General features: G+C 41.4%; 11 protein-coding genes. 6 read left to right on the forward strand and 5 right to left on the reverse strand.

The window, feature by feature from the left end; translation table 11 throughout:
• Positions 1-33 precede the first annotated feature (33 nt).
• The 4 genes from hisG to NCWK1_RS10625 all read left to right on the forward strand — a co-directional run bounded on the left by hisG (position 34) and on the right by NCWK1_RS10625 (position 5,877).
• Entirely contained in the window at positions 34-678 is a 645-nt protein-coding gene (gene hisG, locus NCWK1_RS10610; protein ID WP_096575432.1) for an ATP phosphoribosyltransferase, read from the forward strand.
• Positions 679-926: 248 nt separating this feature from the next.
• On the forward strand, positions 927-3,161 hold the full coding sequence (locus NCWK1_RS10615) for a GAF domain-containing protein (protein WP_103124692.1): 2,235 nt from the start codon (positions 927-929) through the stop codon (positions 3,159-3,161).
• Positions 3,162-3,178: 17 nt separating this feature from the next.
• The gene (locus NCWK1_RS10620) at positions 3,179-3,604 is read left to right on the forward strand and encodes a response regulator (protein ID WP_187308121.1); all 426 of its coding nucleotides are present in this window, start codon (positions 3,179-3,181) and stop codon (positions 3,602-3,604) included.
• Positions 3,605-3,609: 5 nt separating this feature from the next.
• On the forward strand, positions 3,610-5,877 hold the full coding sequence (locus NCWK1_RS10625; RefSeq protein ID WP_103124694.1) for a hybrid sensor histidine kinase/response regulator: 2,268 nt from the start codon (positions 3,610-3,612) through the stop codon (positions 5,875-5,877).
• 72 nt (positions 5,878-5,949) lie between these two features.
• On the opposite strand, the gene NCWK1_RS10630 is transcribed toward NCWK1_RS10625, so the two are convergent.
• Entirely contained in the window at positions 5,950-6,954 is a 1,005-nt protein-coding gene (locus NCWK1_RS10630) for an aspartate carbamoyltransferase catalytic subunit (RefSeq protein WP_103124761.1), read from the reverse strand.
• 462 nt (positions 6,955-7,416) lie between these two features.
• Between NCWK1_RS10630 and NCWK1_RS10635 the strand changes: the two genes are divergently transcribed.
• On the forward strand, positions 7,417-7,944 hold the full coding sequence (locus NCWK1_RS10635; RefSeq protein WP_103124695.1) for a YdcF family protein: 528 nt from the start codon (positions 7,417-7,419) through the stop codon (positions 7,942-7,944).
• Between the two features lie 341 nt (positions 7,945-8,285).
• Here the strand turns inward: NCWK1_RS10635 and NCWK1_RS10640 are convergent, their stop codons facing one another.
• The 4 genes from NCWK1_RS10640 to NCWK1_RS10655 all read right to left on the reverse strand — a co-directional run bounded on the left by NCWK1_RS10640 (position 8,286) and on the right by NCWK1_RS10655 (position 15,082).
• A complete protein-coding gene (locus NCWK1_RS10640; protein WP_103124696.1) occupies positions 8,286-10,661 on the reverse strand; it encodes a cytochrome c family protein in 2,376 nt (791 codons plus the stop codon).
• 1,875 nt (positions 10,662-12,536) lie between these two features.
• Positions 12,537-13,889: a magnesium transporter gene (mgtE, locus tag NCWK1_RS10645; RefSeq protein ID WP_103124697.1), complete on the reverse strand. Its 1,353-nt coding sequence runs from the start codon at positions 13,887-13,889 to the stop codon at positions 12,537-12,539.
• 564 nt (positions 13,890-14,453) lie between these two features.
• The gene (locus NCWK1_RS10650; RefSeq protein ID WP_103124698.1) at positions 14,454-14,810 is read right to left on the reverse strand and encodes a type II toxin-antitoxin system PemK/MazF family toxin; all 357 of its coding nucleotides are present in this window, start codon (positions 14,808-14,810) and stop codon (positions 14,454-14,456) included.
• The gene (locus NCWK1_RS10655) at positions 14,810-15,082 is read right to left on the reverse strand and encodes a ribbon-helix-helix domain-containing protein (protein ID WP_103124699.1); all 273 of its coding nucleotides are present in this window, start codon (positions 15,080-15,082) and stop codon (positions 14,810-14,812) included. The genes NCWK1_RS10650 and NCWK1_RS10655 overlap by 1 nt, the downstream gene beginning before the upstream one ends.
• 654 nt (positions 15,083-15,736) lie before the next feature.
• Between NCWK1_RS10655 and NCWK1_RS10660 the strand changes: the two genes are divergently transcribed.
• Positions 15,737-18,967, forward strand: coding sequence for a glycoside hydrolase family 15 protein (locus tag NCWK1_RS10660; RefSeq protein WP_103124700.1), 3,231 nt, complete (start codon positions 15,737-15,739; stop codon positions 18,965-18,967).
• Positions 18,968-18,998: the final 31 nt, after the last annotated feature.

The raw sequence follows: 18,998 nt of genomic DNA on the forward strand, positions 1-18,998 counted from the left end.
ACTGCCAACACGCTAAGGATATCAAGAAAAAGAATGTTGACTGTTGCACTACCGAAAGGGGAACTACTAAAAAATAGCATCCGCCTGTTGCAATCTGTAGGATTAGATTTTAGTGCTTTTTTAGATTCTGGAAATCGCCAACTTCAGATTCTTGATGCTAGTGGACAAGCTAAGGGTTTGTTGGTACGCGCACAGGATGTACCTGTCTATGTAGAATATGGTCAGGCACAGTTGGGTATTGTTGGTTACGATGTGTTGCGAGAGAAACAGCCACAAGTTGCACATTTGGTTGATTTGCAATTTGGCTATTGTCGCATGTCAGTGGCAGTTAAAGCATCAAGTCCTTACAAATCACCTTTAGATTTCTCACCGCATTGTCGAATTGCTTCTAAGTATGTCAATTGTGCTAGAGAATATTTCCAAAGTCTAGATTTACCTGTAGAAATAGTGCCATTATCCGGTTCAGTGGAACTTGGCCCAATTACAGGAATGTCAGAAGCAATTGTAGACTTGGTTTCTACGGGGCGGACTCTGCGAGAAAATGGTCTAATTGAGCTTGAAACTTTGTATCACAGTACAGCGCGGTTGATTGGACATCCTTTAAGTTATCGCATCAATACAGGTAATCTGTGCGAATTGAGTGCGAAATTGCGAGAGGTGGCTTTGGTGGGGGTTTAGAAGTTTAGAGGGTTAGGGTGTGGGATTTTCTTACCTAGTTTCTATTGCCCATTCCCTACTCCCTAATTTATTGCGTCTACACTAGAATTATGCCCAATTTTAAAGTATGGGGCGATCGCTTTGTTGTTTACAACCCAAAAATCTCAACCAACTCTGCTGAAAAGTCAGAGTTAGTTAACTGATTTTATAAAAAAGCACATTTTTCAAAACTTTTAATCAAACCTTTTTTAAGCTTTTCCCAAAAATTAATGCCAGATGAATCTTATAATCACGAACAGGCGAGGCTAGAAGCCCTGCGCCGATATCAGATTTTAGATACTGAACCAGAGCAAGCCTACGATAATCTTGCCCGATTAGCGGCCTTTATTTGTGGTAGTTCTATCGCTTTGGTAAATTTCATTGATGAAGACCGTCAATGGTTTAAAGCCAAACTTGGTTTAGATGCGTCAGAAATGCCTCGAAATGTGGGATTATCGTATCTTTGCTTAGAACGTAAGGAAGTTGTAGTTGTAAAAGATACATTAGAAAATCAAGAATATGCTGTTAATCCCGCAGTAACGGGCTATCCATATATCCGGTTTTATGCAGGTGTACCTTTGATTTCTCCAGACGGACAGATATTAGGAACTCTGTGTGCAATTGACCCAGTACCACGGGAACTAGACCAACAACAAGTAGAGGCGCTGTTGGCTTTAGGTCGTCAGGTAATTAGTCAGTTAGAACTGAGGCGGAATTTAGCCGAAAGGCAGCAAACTGAGGCTTTTTTGCGGGAAAGTGACCAACGGCTGAAGTTAGCATTACAGGCGGCTAAACTTGGTTCTTGGCAACTCAACCTCAAAACATGGGAATTATCAGCTTCTAGTCAGTGCTATCTCAACTTTGGTCTGCCTTCAGAAACCGAGTTCACCTACAATACGCTATTGGAATGTATTTATCCTGACGATCGCTCGAATATGCAGGAGTGTGTCAGACAAGCTATAGAAAATCACGGCGATTATGAAGCAGAATATCGCTGCATTTGGCCGAATGATAACAGTATTCATTGGATATTAGCACGGGGTACTGTCATCTACGATAGTGAAAATCAGCCAATGCGAATAATTGGTGTGACTCTAGATGTCACTGACCGCAAGCAAGCAGAAGAAGAACTTAAACGGCAGAATTTGCGATCGCAATTATTTGCCGAAATCACCCTCAAAATTCGAGAATCGTTACAATTAGAAGAAATTCTGCAAACGACAGTTCAAGAAGTTCAAAAACTGCTGCACGCTGACCGAGTATTGATTTTTCAGCTTTGGCCTGATGGTTCAGGCACAGTAGTTAAAGAAGCCGTTTTACCAGGTTGGCCTGTGGTTTTAGGAAAAAACATTCTTGACCCTTGTGTTCAACAAGATTACGTAGAAAAGTATCGTCAAGGACGCATCAGTGCAATTTTCGATATTGAAAAAGCTGATATCCAAGACTGTCATCGAGAATTTCTCCAACAGTTTGGTGTCAAGGCGAACCTCGTAGTGCCAATTCTAATTCGAGATGGGATTTGGGGCTTATTGATTGCTCATCAATGCGCTCACCCCCGCCACTGGACAAACTTTGAAACCCAATTATTGCTACAGTTAGCCAATCAAATTGGCATAGCTTTATCCCAGGCGCAACTTTTAGAACAAGAAACCCGCCATGTTCAAGAATTAGCACGTTCTAATTCAGAGTTAGAGCAGTTCGCCTATGTAGCTTCTCATGATTTGCAAGAACCGTTGCGGATGGTGACAAGTTATTTACAGCTACTAGAGAGGAAATACAGTAACCAACTTGATGCAACTGCCGATCAGTTTATCAACTATGCCGTAGATGGGGCGCGGCGAATGCAAAGCCTGATCAACGACTTGTTAAATTATTCACGGGTGACGACACGCGGACAACCTTTTGTGCATGTGGATTGTGCAGAAATTTTACAGCAGGCGATCGCTAACCTAAAATTTGCTATAGAAGATAGTGGCGCAGAAATTACATATAATCATTTACCAATAATCACAGCCGATCCCATACAACTAACACAAGTCTTGCAAAACCTCATCGCTAACGCCATTAAATTCCGCAGAGAAATACCACCACAGATTCATATTGAGGCTGTGAGAGCAGACGAAGCAGGGGAGCAAGAAAGCAAGAGAGAATATACTACTCAAAACTCAATTACTCCCCACGGGCTGAACGCCCCGCTACCGCTAACAGCACTCCCCACTCAAAATGAATGGCTATTCTCTGTCAGAGATAATGGAATTGGCTTAGAAGCACAGTACGCTGAACGTATTTTTGTCATTTTTCAGCGCCTACATGGTAGAAGTAAGTACCCAGGTACTGGTATTGGTTTAGCAATTTGTAAGAAAATCATAGAACGCCACGGCGGACATATCTGGGTTGAGTCAGAACCGGGTCAAGGCTCGAACTTCTGTTTCACAATTCCAGATCAAGCAGGTCAACAATCGTGAATAATAGACCAATAATTATGCCAATTGAGGTTTTGTTAGTCGAAGATAATCCTGGCGATGCTGAACTTACACGCATTGCTCTCCAAGATAGCAAAATCTCAATTAACCTGAATATTGTAGAAGATGGCGTAGAGGCAATGGCATTTTTACGTAAGCAGGATAGCTATGCCAGAAAACCCCATCCTGATATTGTACTGTTAGATTTAAACTTACCGAGAAAAGATGGACGGGAGGTACTGGCAGAAATTAAATCTGATGACAATCTCAAACGGATTCCTGTCGTTGTGCTGACCACTTCTCAGTCAGAAGAAGATATACTTAAAGCTTATAACTTAGCTGCTAATTGTTATATCACCAAGCCAGTAGATTTTGATCAATTCGTTAAAATTGTACAATCCATAGAAAATTTCTGGTTTGCGATCGTAAAACTGCCGCCGGAGTAAGGGATATGGCAGGAGAATTAATAAAAGTCTTATTAGTAGAAGATAACCCTGGAGATGTTTTTCTCTTACAGGAGTTATTAAAAGAAATTAATACTGTAAAAGTAGAGTTGTATCCCGTTGAGCAATTGTCAGCAGCGCTCAAGTTGTTAGCGCAAGATAATTTTGATTTGATGTTGCTAGACCTATCTTTACCTGACAGTCAAGGTATTGACACCTTTGTTAAGGCTACCAGCCAAGCAAAAGCTACGCCAATTATTGTCCTAACAGGCTTAGATGATGAAACTTTAGCACTCCGTGCTATGCAAGAAGGAGCGCAAGATTATTTAGTCAAAGGAAAAGTAACTGGTGATTTGTTAGTGCGTTCTATGCGCTATGCGATTGAGCGTCAACGCATTGAACATGCCCTACGTCAAAGCGAGGAAAGATTTCGCGTAGCCCTGAAAAATTCACCGATTTTCGTTTTCAATCAAGATAGAGAGTTACGTTACACCTGGGTTTATAACTCTATTTCTGGGTGGACAACACAAGATATGTTGGGCAAACACGACTCAGAACTGCTCCCAGATGAAGATGCTCAAAATTTGACCACTATTAAAAATAGTGTACTAACTACAGGTATAGGTACCAGAGCAGAAGTAGCCTTAACTACTCCTCAAGGCGTTCGCTATTATGACTTGACTGTTGAGCCATTGCAGAATGAATCACAAGATATTGTGGGGATCACTTGCGCTAGTATCGACATCAGTGAAAACAAACAAGCTGAAGCAAAAATCCGCGAACAAGCCGCATTATTAGACATTACCACTGATGCTATTTGTGTGCGCGATTTAGAAAATAAAATTCTTTTTTGGAACAAAGGCGCAGAAAATCTTTATGGTTGGCAAGCATCAGAGGCTTGGGGTAAAAATGTCAGTGAGTTATTATTTGATGAGTCTTGTCCAGAATTTGAAGCAGCTTGGTTAAACGTTATCAGCAAAGGTAAGTGGCAAGGTGAATTAACTAAACGCACTAAAACAGGCAAAGAAGTATTAGTTGCTAGTCGCTGGAGTTTAGTCCGTGATTCCCACGCAAAACCCCAATCAATTCTCACTGTTGATACAGATATTACTGAGAAACAACACTTAGAAGCGCAGTTATTTCGCGCCCAACGAATGGAAAGCATTGGGACTTTAGCCAGCGGTATCGCCCACGACCTCAACAATATCCTTACGCCGATTTTAGCGGGAGCGCAACTATTACCGCTGAAATTTCCTGATGCTGATGAGCGAACGCAACATTTGTTAGAAATTTTAGAAATTAATGCCAAACGAGGTGCAGATTTAGTTAAACAAGTATTATCGTTTGCACGGGGTGTTGAAGGTCATCGCATCAATTTACAACCTAGACACTTAATTGTGGAAGTTTCCAAGATTTTAAAAGAGACTATACCAAAATCTATTGAGGTTCGCCTTGACTTATCACCTGAATTGTGGGTAGTTTCGGGAGATAGTACCCAACTCCATCAAGTGCTGATGAATCTCTGCGTCAATGCCCGTGATGCGATGCCTGATGGTGGTACTTTAACTATTACGGCTGAAAATTTGTTAATTGACGAAAATTATGCCCGGATGAATTTAGATGCTAAAGTCGGCCCATACATAGTGATTAGTGTCTGCGATACTGGGATTGGCATTCCAGAGGAAATTTTAGATCGAATTTTTGAGCCATTTTTCACAACTAAAGCGGTAGGACAAGGTACAGGTTTAGGACTTTCCACAGTTTTGGGAATTCTCAAAAGTCATGGTGGCTTTGTGAGTGTAGAAAGTCAAGTAGCAAATGGCACTTGCTTTAGGGTTTATTTACCAGCAGTGGGTGAACAAGAAACCTTTTACCAAGAAGAAGTGACATTGCAAGTAGGTCATGGAGAATTAATTTTGATAGTGGATGATGAACCCTCAATTCAGGAGATTACGAGAACATCTCTAGAAACTCATGACTACAAAACTTTAATTGCCAGCGATGGCATTGAAGCGATCGCTCAATATGCCAAAAATGCCGATAAAATTAGTGTCGTCCTCATGGATATTATGTTGCCCTCATTAGATGGGGTAACTGCAATCCGGACTTTACAAAAAATAAACCCCAAAGTCAAAGTTATTGCCACAAGCGGACTCATGCCTAAAGATAAATTGGCAGAGATTATGAAAATGGGGGTCAATAAATTTTTATCTAAACCCTACACGGTGAATGAATTATTACTTAGTTTGCAAGAAATTATCAGCGAAGTTGGTTAATAGTCAATGGTCATTTGTTATGAATTTTTCTTTCCTACACCCCTACACTCTTAAACCCTTATACCTTTTCTACTAAGTCTTACCACTGCCAATCAAATATAACAGCGCCATCCTTACGGCTACACCGCTGGTAACTTGTGACTGAATCAAGCTAAACTCTGGGTCATCCATTAAATCAGAGCTAATTTCCACACCGCGATTCACGGGGCCGGGGTGTAAAACTTTAACGTTAGAGTTGCACAGTTGTAATTTTTGCCGGGTAATGCCAAATAACTGATGATATTCTCGCAAACTGGGGAGTAAATGGGCTGTCATCCGTTCTTTTTGTAGACGCAAAGTCATGACAAAATCAGCGTCTTGCAAGGCTGGCTCTAATTGCCAGTGTAAAAATAATTGCCCATTTAAGATGTCTGTTTTCTCACTATATATATACTCAGCAAATAATTTGGGTAAAAGTGTAGGTGGTGCAGCGAGATGCACTTGTGCGCCACTGGCAATTAAACTCCAAATATTTGATCGCGCTACACGAGAATGTAAAATATCCCCCACGATCGCAATTTTTTTCCCAGCCAACATTTCTATATTCGGGCGATCGCGGTCAATTAAAGTACAAATTGTAAATAAGTCAAGCAATGCTTGGGAAGGATGTTCATGTTGACCATCACCAGCATTCAACACACTAACTCGCACACCTAAACGATCCATTTCTTGAGCGATCGCATTTGGTACACCTGCTTCTTTATGGCGGATGACCATAATATCAGTACCCATCGCTAAATAAGTCTTGGCTGTATCCAGAATAGTCTCGCCCTTGGTCATTGAAGATGTCGAAGCCGCAAAATTTAAGGTATCTGCACTTAAACGTTTCGCCGCTAGTTCAAAACTACTGCGAGTCCGCGTAGAAGGTTCAAAAAATAAATTCGCCACCACCTGTCCTTGCAAGGTTGGTACTTTCTTTGTCCGTCGTGATAGCACTTCTTGAAAGCTGGCAGCAGTCTGTAAAACAGTATTGTATTCAGCAGGAGTAAAATCAGCTAGGGAAATTACGTGATGACGGTTCCAGGTGGTAGTAGGCATAAACTGTGCGTTGCGGTGTAAAGATGCGTAGACGCGTAGCGGCTTGTCCGTAGACATCGCTTCTCTACCAATATTTACTTTAAGTATGCAGAGGTAATGATAGCACTTGATTTAAACATAAAGACCAATATCGTATGGCACTAAGTTGAGCAAAAACCTCGCATTTAGTTCTTGGTTGGGTGTATTTCCATAGAAATAACGCTTTGTGCAACTTTCTTTCAAACCTAACCCCCAACCCCTTCCCTTGTAGGGAAGGGGAGCAAGAATCAAGCCTCTCTCCGTTGCGGGGAGAGGAATGGAAGTGGGGTTGTAAAAATAACCTGCACATCGCGTGAAATAGGATTAATCGATGTTGAATTTTAGTGCTGCAAATTGCAATTAGTATAAGACAAAACTTCTCAAACTTAATCAGACAGAGCAGGAGTTATGAAATTGCCAATATACCGACTGAGAAGAAAATTGATGTGGTTACTAGTGGGTTTGATTCTCGCTTTACTACTGACTATTCCTGTCAGACTAGCAATTGCTTACTACCAAACTCCTCAACCCCAAGCTATCTTAACCCTCGGTGGTGGCGCAAACCGACAAGAGTTTACTGCCCTATTTGCTAAATTTTATCCAGGTATAAAAATTTGGGTTTCTTCTGGACTTCCTCCCCGCGAAGCACGAGTAATTTTTCATGCCGCAGGTATCACTGATGATAGATTTTACCTTGACTACCGTGCTACGGATACAGTCACTAACTTTACTACTTTAGTCGAAGTTTTCCAGCAGCAGCGCATACAACATATATTCCTCATTACTTCTAAATTCCATTTGCCCAGAGCAAAGGCGATCGCTACTTTAGTTCTTGGTAGTCGAGGTATTGCTTTTACTCCTGTCTCTGTACCATCTGAAGCAAGTGAATTAGAATCTACTGACCGCACTCTTCGGGATATTGCTCGTTCCCTTCTTTGGATAGTTACAGGTTATACAGGAACCGAATTGTAATCAGTAGTCAAACACACAAATTATACCAGGAGACAGAAGGCAGGGGACAGAAGGAAGAATCTTACTATTTCTGGCATTAAAGCTTTCAAGTTGTATTAACATATCTGACTACGCTAAGTAAGAAGACACAAATAAACTTAACTAGATAAGTCTTAGACAAAATAGTTAAAAATCTCTTCCCTCCTGCCTTCTGCCTTCTGCCTTTTGCCTCCTGCCTAGTCCTAATTACAATTATTTATGTCCCTCTACTTATATGACAGGTCAGAGACAAAAAAAGAAGGGACGTTTTCAAAACGCCCCTGTGTTCAATCTTCAAACACTAAATGTCAGATCAAGAAGCTTTACAACTCTCTCAAGAAGGCGATAATTGCTCGTTGATCATCGCGTGAGAGAGAACGGAAACGAGCTATAGATTCCCGTGCTTCACTTCGATTAGTGGTTGAAAGAGGACTGTTATATGGTGGGCAAATGACATTCTGAGGATTTGGGCCGTAGTCTACGACAATCTTGTCACTGCTGGTAAGACTACCGTCATAGCCAAGTTTGTTGACGACTTTACCACCTGGAGGTACAGGACATCCACCACCTGGTAGAGTAGAAGTCTTAGAGTCATCGGGTGCAGGTAGGTCATGTAACTCAATCGCTGCCAACAGCGCTTCGTCTACATTGCGAACAACCAAAGGTTCATTCGTTGCGTCTCTATTGGTAGTTACAGTACCCGCAGGTGTGGTATCACGGTTGAGGATGCTTAAGAAAACACGCGCATCGTGCATGAATGGAGGGCCAACTCTACCAATTCCCATTAGAGGTGGTGTACGGAAGCGATCGCCTGTAGCAGTTCCTCGCACGTTGGAGAAGGAATCACTAGCAAAGTTACGCATTAGGTCATAGGTCATGAAGGTAGCAACATTGTTACCACTTGGTCTTTGACCAAATACATCAGCACGGCTGACAAGAAATGGATCGCGGGGAATTGGGGAATTTCTCTCAACATCAATAACTGGGCCTCTATGGATATTAATATCCGAGAAAATAGGCGCCCAACGGTAGCTAAGAGCATCGATCAGTGCTTGTGCATCAGGCCCCAAGGATGGGTCGCCAACAGCCGGAGACTGACCAGTTCTTTGAACGGGAATATGACAGCTAACGCAACCAACCATGCGATCGCTCTGGTTAATCGCATTGGGATCTAGACCATCGCCGCCTCTAGGCATCTTACCAGCAATCATCCGGTTGCTAAAGGCAACCAAATCAATACCAAATAACTGCGCTCCTCTTTGAACTCTAGCAGCTGGATTGTTACCAGGTAGAGGTCTAGAAGGATCTTTAGCTCGGAGGACAGCTAAGAGATTTCTGCCGAATTCTGGGGGAGCCAACGAGCGAATGAAGTTGCGCTCACTAAATGGTCTGCTAACAGGCAGTTCTGGGTCAGGTATTTCGTTTCGACAACCAGCATTATAAGGAGCAATCGCGGGGTTAGCAATATTTTGCTCAAAAGGAGAGATGCGGTTAGTCATACTCAGACTACCAAACATACCTCCAACAATAAACTGCATCATCTCCGTACCGTTAGCACGTAGACCAAAACGTCCTAGCCCAAGGGCGAGGGCATCTTCTCGGCTACGATCCACATTCGGAGGAATTGTATTGGTCACACCTGTGACGCAATCACCCGTACATTGGAAGAAAGGAGTTCTGAGGGAAGAATTGTCACCTCTAATATCGTTGGGGTCAGAAACGTTCATAATATCCTGGTTGGGAATCGCTTCTATCAACCCACGACCAATATATGGAGGGCCCGCCAGTTCAGTAATAGCACGTCTAAATCCACTTGCACTCTTGCCAGTAGCTTTATCGAAGCCAATGAGGTTTCTATCTTCCGTAACGCTGGGGATAGCATCTGGTTTGCAATCTAGACCAAACCGCGCTCTGAGTTCTTCACTTGGAGGGCGTACGTGCTGTAAGAAACCACCAAAATCTTGACCACTAGGACTAGTAGCATTTAACGCATCAAAAATGACTGGTGATGCTGAAGCGTTAAAGTCACCAAATACCGTAAATGCGGCGGTTCTTCCTGTACTATTTACCGCATCTAGTTCACGTAGTTCAGGATTTGTGGCTAGACTACGACGATTTAAGTCAGCCGTACCATCTGGATTGACCGGATCTAAGCGTCTACCAGGCGCTCTACCACCATTAACTTGAGTATCGCCAGATACAAAACTGTAGTTAGTAGGAGTTGATCTGTTAGCTCTACTGACGGTAGAAGTACCTGTGAGTAGCCCTTCATTGGGAACTGACTCCAGGTTATTCAGGTGACAACCCGCACATCGAGTTTGCATGGCCATCGACCCAAAACCATTCTCAACTCTGTTTGGGGTAGTAAAGAACTCAGACCCTTCTAGTTCTCTTTCCTTCACTGAGTTTGGCAGAGAAGGAAAAACTAATCTATCCAACTGAGCCACCGTATTAACTGGTGTAATGCCTACATCGCCAAAAGTATCACGACGTACACGCTCCACCGGACGCAGAGGGCGAGTAGGAGGTTCAACCACAAAGTTAGTGGCTACTTCGGCTCGTCTGCGGGCAAATAAGGTTTCTTCGTCAGGTAAGGCAATCTGACCGAAAACCTTTTGTGGGTTTATATAGCCAATGAGTACTGAAAGGCCTAATGATAAACCCACTATCAATAAGAGAAATCTTTGTTGTTTTCGCATTAACTAAGTTCCAAGCTTATTTAATATTTGAGTAATACAAACTCAAGGCTACCGATTCCGTATTAGGAGTAATACAAACTTAAAGCTACCTATTCCGCATTGGATTTGTAGCTTTTTCGTAACTGAGTACGAAGAAAACAAGCAAAGCATTTATCCCAATACTTTAGAACTTAAGTTCGCAAATACCTGGGTAACTAATTACACTGTATATTACTACAATATCAGAGTAAAAGGAAATTTTTGTTAAGTATATACTGTTAAATATTTCTACATAAACTATCGAGAATACATCAAGATATTATGAAGTTAATGTCACGCTAAAGCTCAGTTTATGTAATCTTTAAATTCAAGTTATTTCCCTCACAAAGTTAAAAAAATCTTTAAAGAAATAACTATTAAGAAAGAATATGCTGCTAGAAAGTGAATGCTTACAGGCTTGATATCTACAGCTAAAAATTGGGCGAAATAGCCCAAAATTAGAGACTTTACTATAGTATGCTTCATTTTTACATTACTTAATTAAGCAAGCATATTGCTTGCCCCACAATAGTTTTCTCAACTGTAAATGAATTGATATAGCAGAGCGAAAGATACTCTACGTCTAAGTTTGCTGATGAATTTGCTAGTTAACTAATAGACACACAATACAAGGCTGTTATATCCAGCCTCGACATTGAATCTTTGTATCTATTAAGGTTGACTTTCCAGCAATATTATGTGTTAAGAACCTTGATGGATTTTGCTTATCCATGATGGATTTTGCTTATCCATAATCTATTTTAAAAAAGCATATAGCTTTCAATCAGTAAATAGATTTAACAAAATTTCACCAGTTAGCATTGGGAAATGCTCTCAAAACAGCACATAACTTTAAAGCAGTAAATAGATTTAACAAAATTTCACTCACAATATTAATCAATAGTTATTGTTAAGAGGTATTCTCAATAGCTAGTATGATACAAAACTAAAGTCAGATCTAAATCTAACTAAATAGCACGTATTCCTCATCTATTGCATAAATGCACTATGAATTCTTCGCGCCGTTGCTCGAAGTAAAATTTATTCCGCTAATCAGTAACACCTAAATTGGGGTGGTTGCATTAATAGTATTGACGCAATGGTTTGAAGGTTTTGAACATTCGCTGTTCACCCCAAACATTGATGTCTTCGTCATTAACATGCTTAAACTCAAGACTTACATACAGGAAATGGAAAACAGAGCGACAGAAGACACAGAGCAAACGTAGGGAATAGGGTTGTAGCAGTTTTTTGCGTAAGCCTTAGCATCAAATTATCATACCAAACATCATACGCTATCAAACTGAATTTCACATTAAGTTAAGATGCGTTTGCTCTGTAATATCGTGTCCGGTGAAAGACTTATTATTAAGGTCGTTTCTCTTTATGGACGATACAAATATAGGTGTAGAGGCGATCGCTGTACGTGGTGGGAAGGCTAAGAGTAAATGCCCGTATGAGTTCTTGTCAGTAATGGGACAAAAATATTTATAGTCATTGCGAGCGTTAGCGTCTTGCAATGTAACGTGATGTGCAACTTATTTTTGAAACCCCACTTCCAAACCTCTCACGCCAGTTGCTACAACGGGGGGAACCCCCCTTCGGGTTCGCAGTTCCTTCTCCTAATCGGAGACGCTGCGCGAACAAGTCGAGCATTGCCCGCCCAACGGACTGCTCACCGCAACGCACTGGCTCCCCGCAACGGAGAGAGGCTTTGATTTTTGCTCCCCTTCCCTACAAGGGAACGGTTTGGGGATTAGGTTTGAGAAAAAGTTGCACACGGCGTAATGTATATCTGATTACTTAATATGTGTCAAGATTTTGGTGAATTTGTATGACTTCTGAATTATGCTGTAATTATTGCGGTAGATGGAAAACGTGTAAAGCTACAGAAATTAAAGTTAGGAAGGTTAAAAAGCCAATAGTATCTAGCATAGTGGTGACTAACGGCCCACTTACTAAAGCTGGATCAAGCTTGAGGCGTTTTAAACCCATTGGTAGTAGTGTACCGAGAGTTACGGCCACCATTGTATTAGTAGCCATGACTGTGCCTGCAATTAAACCTACCCACCTTTCTTGAGGTTTCGCCCAGATCATTGATAACGCCATCATGGTTAAAGCTAAGACTACTGCTGTACCTAACCCAGCGAGAATTTCTTTACGAAGAATTTTAAAAGTATCTCTGGGTGTGACTTCCCCTACACCTAAACCTCTAATTGTCACAGTTAAGGCTTGAATTCCCACAGTCCCGCCTGTGTTAGAAAAAATTGGCATAATCACGGCTAAAACTGGGACAGCTGCAATTACAGATTGAAAAGGTGCGATCGCACTTGCCGCACCTATATATAATGCCATAATTGCCAATAACCACGGTAAGCGCTTACGCATCGTGACTAGAGGTGCAGACAAAGCTTCTTCATCACCACTCACCCCGGCTAACTTTTGGATATCTTCGGTAGCTTCTTCTTCCAAAATATCAATCACATCATCAATAGTGATGATCCCGACTAATCTCTCTTCCCGATCAACCACTGGGATAGCGATTAAGTCGTAACGCTTCATAATTTGGGCAACTTCTTCTTGCGGTGTTTCCGTTTTTACCTTAATGACGCGATCGCTGGAAATATCCCGAATATAAACATCGGGGAAGGTAAACAATAACTGACGCAAGGAAACTACTCTAACAAGTTTGCGGTTATTGTCTGTGACGTAAGCATAGTAAATTGTTTCTTTGTCTTCGTCTTGGCGGCGAATTTTGCTTAAGGCTTCACCGACAGTTAATCCTTCTTGCAACCGCACATATTCTGTGGTCATTACCCGGCCAGCAGTACCTTCGGGATAACCTAGAATTGTCGCTGTAGCTTGTCTTTGTTCTGGACTTAGCTGTTGTAATAAGCGTTTAACTACCCCAGCCGGTAACTCATCAAATAATTCTGCCCGTTCATCGGGACTCATCGCCTCCATGATTTGGGCTACTTGGACATTATGCAGGGAATTAATTAGTTCTTCCTGCAATTCTGTTGGTAGATATTCAAAAACATCAATTGCTTGAGCTTTATTTAAAAGACGAAAAGCGATCGCTCGCTGTTTTTCTGGTAATTGTGTAATATATTCCCCGACATCTACGGGTTGTAACCGATTCAAATCACACTTAAGTTGATTTAAATCACTGACATCAAACAGTGAATCACGAATGTCCTGTATGAGCATGATACCTCCTATGTGCCTCCCCCGCGCCGAGAGACACGCTCACTAGCTTAGAGGAGGTTCGTACTGCCGTCTTGTGGACTTTTGTCCATAAAATCTCAACAACTCAATATCGATAGCCCATCAAGGCATCGCTAAATGATCATCGTAACTTGGAATCGTGCGTTCTGATCAATTTTCAGTATCTATGTACCAAATTTGTAGTATTTCGTACAAGTACACTATTGATTACCCTGATTTTCTCTTAACTAGTGTCGATTTTACTATTGCTAAAATTTGTGTCAAGCAAATGTAGCGGTTTATTGGCAAAATTTACAGAGTTAAAATATTTACATATACTCATTAGTATTGGCTTGAAGATTCAAGGTAGATTTGTTAGGTCTCATGAAAACTATCAAACCTACCATATTCATCAAACACTAGCTTTAGAGCGTATAAAACTTTCTCCAGAAAGACAAAGCTAAGAACAAAAGCACTATCTTTAGAGGCAAATTCCTGATAGTGTAGCGTATCGGAACTTACATATACTTATAAGTGCTTCTAAAACTATTCTGCTGTTCCCCTGCTTCATTCCTCATCTGGCATTGGTAAATCTAAGGCTATCAACAAAGCCTGAGATAAATGAGCCATTACCAATTGTGAAACTGCACCTCTTAAACGTAAAAAGCGGGTTTTCGATAATACCCGCACTTGATCTGCCATTGCGATCGAATCTCTCTTGAGTCCACCATCAGGTGCTAAAATTAACACCTGGGTTGGGTAAACTCGCTTTCCTGATTGATAAGTAGTGCAGGGAACGGCTAAAACGACCGGACTCGAAGAATTAATTGCATCACGACTAACAATAATCACTGGGCGAGTCCCTCCTTGCTCTGAACCTTCATTGGACTCTAGTCGAGCATCATAGACCTCACCCCTTCTCATTACAGAGATTCCTCTAACAGAAAAGCCTCCCACTGAGCAGCGGCGAATTCAGTTTCTAGTTTGAGTACATCTGCCTGATAATCATTATCGCTGGCCATTTCTGCCAAAGCAGCATCAATTGCGGCTCTTTTCTGTGCTGCTAATTCTCGACGTATTGCTTGCACCATAAAATCATTACGACTTCTTGCTTTGCCTTCTAAAACTGCCTGGTCAGTTGCTTCTAAAAGTTCCCGTGGTATTGCTAGTGTAGTGCGAACGGATTCGGCTTTCATGTAGTGATGATTATTTTGATGTCTTCAGTGACGACTTCTATGATATCACTCTTAATCGCACTCCGACCCTTGGAGTTCTACTGAAGACCCTGTAGCAACTAAAATTTTGACCCTACAGTAGTACCTAATCAGTAATAGAAAAGACTTTTGGTCTCAGTAATAGCATGTTCACATTACATATTGAGTTACAAAACTGAGCCATAGCAAAAAGTTCAGATTCCATCAATATCTTAGGAATCTGGACTAAGGATGAGCTACTATTTTCTACTTAAGTAGAAAGAGTTAGCTTGTGGTTAATCTTCAGTAATTAGGCAGAAAATAAATTTTTTTTGTAACTTTGCTTGAATCAATGGTTTTTTGCGTGAAACATCTGCATAAAGTTCAAATTGTACTAATTCGATTTAGCTGTGATTCACATCCTGCACAGAAGAAATCGTGGCGATGAATGTGAGTATAAAATTATCTGCGTATTCATAAAGCTTGCCACAAATCTCCATTTCTGTGAAAAATTCATTCACAACTGTGTAACTAAATGGCTACTAACACGAGATAATAAGTAGTCTCTACTACCCTTAGCTGTAATCTCATTACCCATTACAGAACAATTCTCTGCACAGCCACAGGGTGAAATTTTGCCAGGTTTCTTGAATGAGTATGAAAACAGCCACCGAATTACAAACTCGACTGGAGCATTACTACCAGCAAATCAAAACTATTATTCTCACGCGTCAAAATCCGATTACTGGTTTGCTACCTGCGAGTACCGCCATTACGGCTCATGGTGATTATACAGATGCTTGGGTAAGAGACAATGTTTACAGTATTTTGGCGGTTTGGGGTTTAGCGCTGGCGTACCGCAAAGTGGATGAAGATAAGGGACGCACTTACGAATTAGAACACAGTGTAATTAAGCTGATGCGTGGGTTGCTGTTTGCGATGATGCGACAGGCGCATAAAGTTGAGCAGTTTAAACATACTCAATCACCTTTAGATGGCTTACACGCCAAATACAACACTGCAACTGGAGACATTGTAGTAGGTGATGATGAGTGGGGACATTTACAACTTGATGCCACATCTATATTTATACTGATGCTGGCACAAATGACCGCTTCAGGATTGCCGATTATTTATACAATTGATGAAGTAAACTTTGTGCAGAACTTGGTTTACTACATTGGACGAGCTTACCGCACACCCGATTATGGTATCTGGGAACGGGGTAATAAAATCAATCATGGTAGTGCTGAGTTGAATGCTAGTTCTGTAGGGATGGCGAAAGCAGCACTAGAAGCCATAAATGAACTAGATTTATTTGGAGTACGTGGAAGTCAAGCATCGGTAATTCATGTGCTACCCGATGAGATTGCCCGCGCCCGAAGTACCTTAGAATCACTATTACCAAGAGAATCTGCATCTAAAGAAATTGATGCGGCACTATTGAGTATTATTAGCTATCCAGCTTTTGCGGTGGAGAATGTAGATTTACGCGATTCTCCTAAGGAGACGCTACGCGATCGCACTTTTAACGATATCATCAACAAACTCCAAGGCAAATACGGCTGCAAACGCTTCTTGCGTGACGGACATCAAACTGTTTTAGAAGATAACCAACGCTTACACTACGAACCTTGGGAATTAAAGCAGTTTGAGCATATTGAATGTGAGTGGCCGTTATTTTTCACTTATTTACTGCTTGATGGCTTATTTCATAATGATCAAAAGCAGGTTCAACAATACCAGGAACTTTTAACATCACTATTAGTAGAACGTGACGGTTATTATTTACTGCCAGAGCTATATTATGTCCCAGCAGAAAACATAGAAGCAGAAAAGTTAGCCCCTCAAAGTCAACCAAGATTACCGAATGAAAATATCCCCTTAGTGTGGGCGCAAAGTTTATATTTTCTCGGACAAATGTTAAGTGAAGGTTTACTGGCTGTGGGTGATATTGACCCATTAGGCAGACATTTAGCTATGGGCAAAAGCCGCGAAGCCCTAGTCCAAATTGCCTTATTAGCCGAAGACGATGACTTACAAGCAAAACTAGCAGTTCAGGGAATTGAAACTCAAACCCCCAAGCAAGTAGAACCAATTCAAGTCAGAAAAGCTGGGGAATTATCAACTATTTATACCCAAATTGGACGCAATGATAAACTTGGTTTAACTGGGCGGCCAGTGCGAAGATTGCGGAGTTTAACAACATCCCGCATCTTTCGGATTTGTGGGGAAACAGTGGTATTTTTGCCATCATTTTTAGATGCTCAACAGTTTTATTTAACTCTTGATTACCATTTTTTAGTCGATCAAATTAGAAGCGAACTGGCTTATATTCAACAATATTGGAGTGATTTAGGTCGTCCGATTTTAACTTTAATGTTGACGCACACCATGTTAGAAATTGGTGCGGAAGCATTACTCGAATTGATGCAAGAACTCAAAGATGGTGTTTGCAATGGTGTACGCGTCAAATTAGGTAGACTGAATCAGTTAATGCTGACAGGTGCAATTCAAAGAATTGATTTTCTGCAAGATGCCGAATTTTATCAGTCAGCAATGCAAGATGCTGCACCACATTGTTATTATTTGGCTTATCATCCTGGTAAAAGTTGGCGCTTAGGGCATACCCAAGAATTTCAAATGGAGTGCCAAACTAACTTAGGATTTTTATTATCTGCTTTGCGGGCTTCGGAAAATCTTTATGAGCAAATTGAGTTATTGCAGACTTTAACTCGCTTGCAAGGATTAGACTTTGACACTGGGTTTGCTGGCCCACTTACTCGCGTTACAGTCGCTAGTTTACTGGATGAAGTTTACACCAAAGCCGGCGATTTAGGTCTTTGGGCGGTAGTGCGTCGGGCGGCTGGGTTACTACAGATGGTTGATATTGGCTTATCAGATGCAGTCACTAGTATTTTGGTGCGTGGTAAGCAAATAGCTGTAGGGAGAGCGTATAGCGAAGCATCATTGATTACTGTACCCATGCCTCATAACGAAATTGCTGAGAAAATCAAGCATTTTTGTCGTGAAGATATTCGCGATCGCGTTCTCACACAAGAAATATTACTGTATCTAGGGACTCTGATTCGCTCGGAAACAGAATTATTTCAAGGACTGTTAACTTTACGTGTTGGTTATCTCATCTTATTAATTACCAGCGAACTAGCACAAGAATTACGCGCCACCCAAGATGAAGCCTACGAACAGTTAATGGAACTTTCGCCCTTTGAAATCAAAATGCGCTTGCGTCAGGTATTAACTGGTTATACCGGGATGAGTAATTTGTTGCGCCAACAGGAATCATTGCACGTCAAGCAAAAAGAAAGCGATATTGAATGGGTAGTGCTACCAACAATTGCTGAAGAAATCGAAGTTCCTGCGGGTGGTTGGCGACGCTTTCGCCAAGCCGGAGGAGCTATTAACCGTGTACCCAAAAACTTTTTTCAGCAAGTTTGGCTGTTGATGAAACATTGCAAAGGCTTAGTTATTGGGGATAAATTAGAGCGCCGTAACCGTTTAGATAGCGAGGTGATGTTATCCGAAATGACCGCTGGCGAAAAGAATTTTGCTTTGCGAGTTGAGCATTTATTAAATAAAATCGAAGCGCCAGAATATCGCCAAGTTAATATTGAAGCATTAATAGAGTTAGGCGCGATCGCATCTAAAAACCCTAGCTTGCAAATTGAAGAATATATTGTGTTAGATGTATTAATCGGTCATGCTGTGCGCTTGGCGTGGTTAGATGCACACCCAGAACGCGGCGATCGCTATGATGAAGATAAAGCAAACGCGTGGCGATCTTTCTACAATACTTCACCGCAAGATTGCGCGACTTATATTCTCAAAGCCTTCAGATTCTTGACACAATTTGTCAGAGAACATTAAACCCACATTCCGCAAATGAAGGGTTTATGAG

Source organism: Nostoc cycadae WK-1, assembly GCF_002897135.1.
In the GTDB taxonomy this organism is placed as follows: Bacteria; Cyanobacteriota; Cyanobacteriia; order Cyanobacteriales; family Nostocaceae; genus Nostoc_B.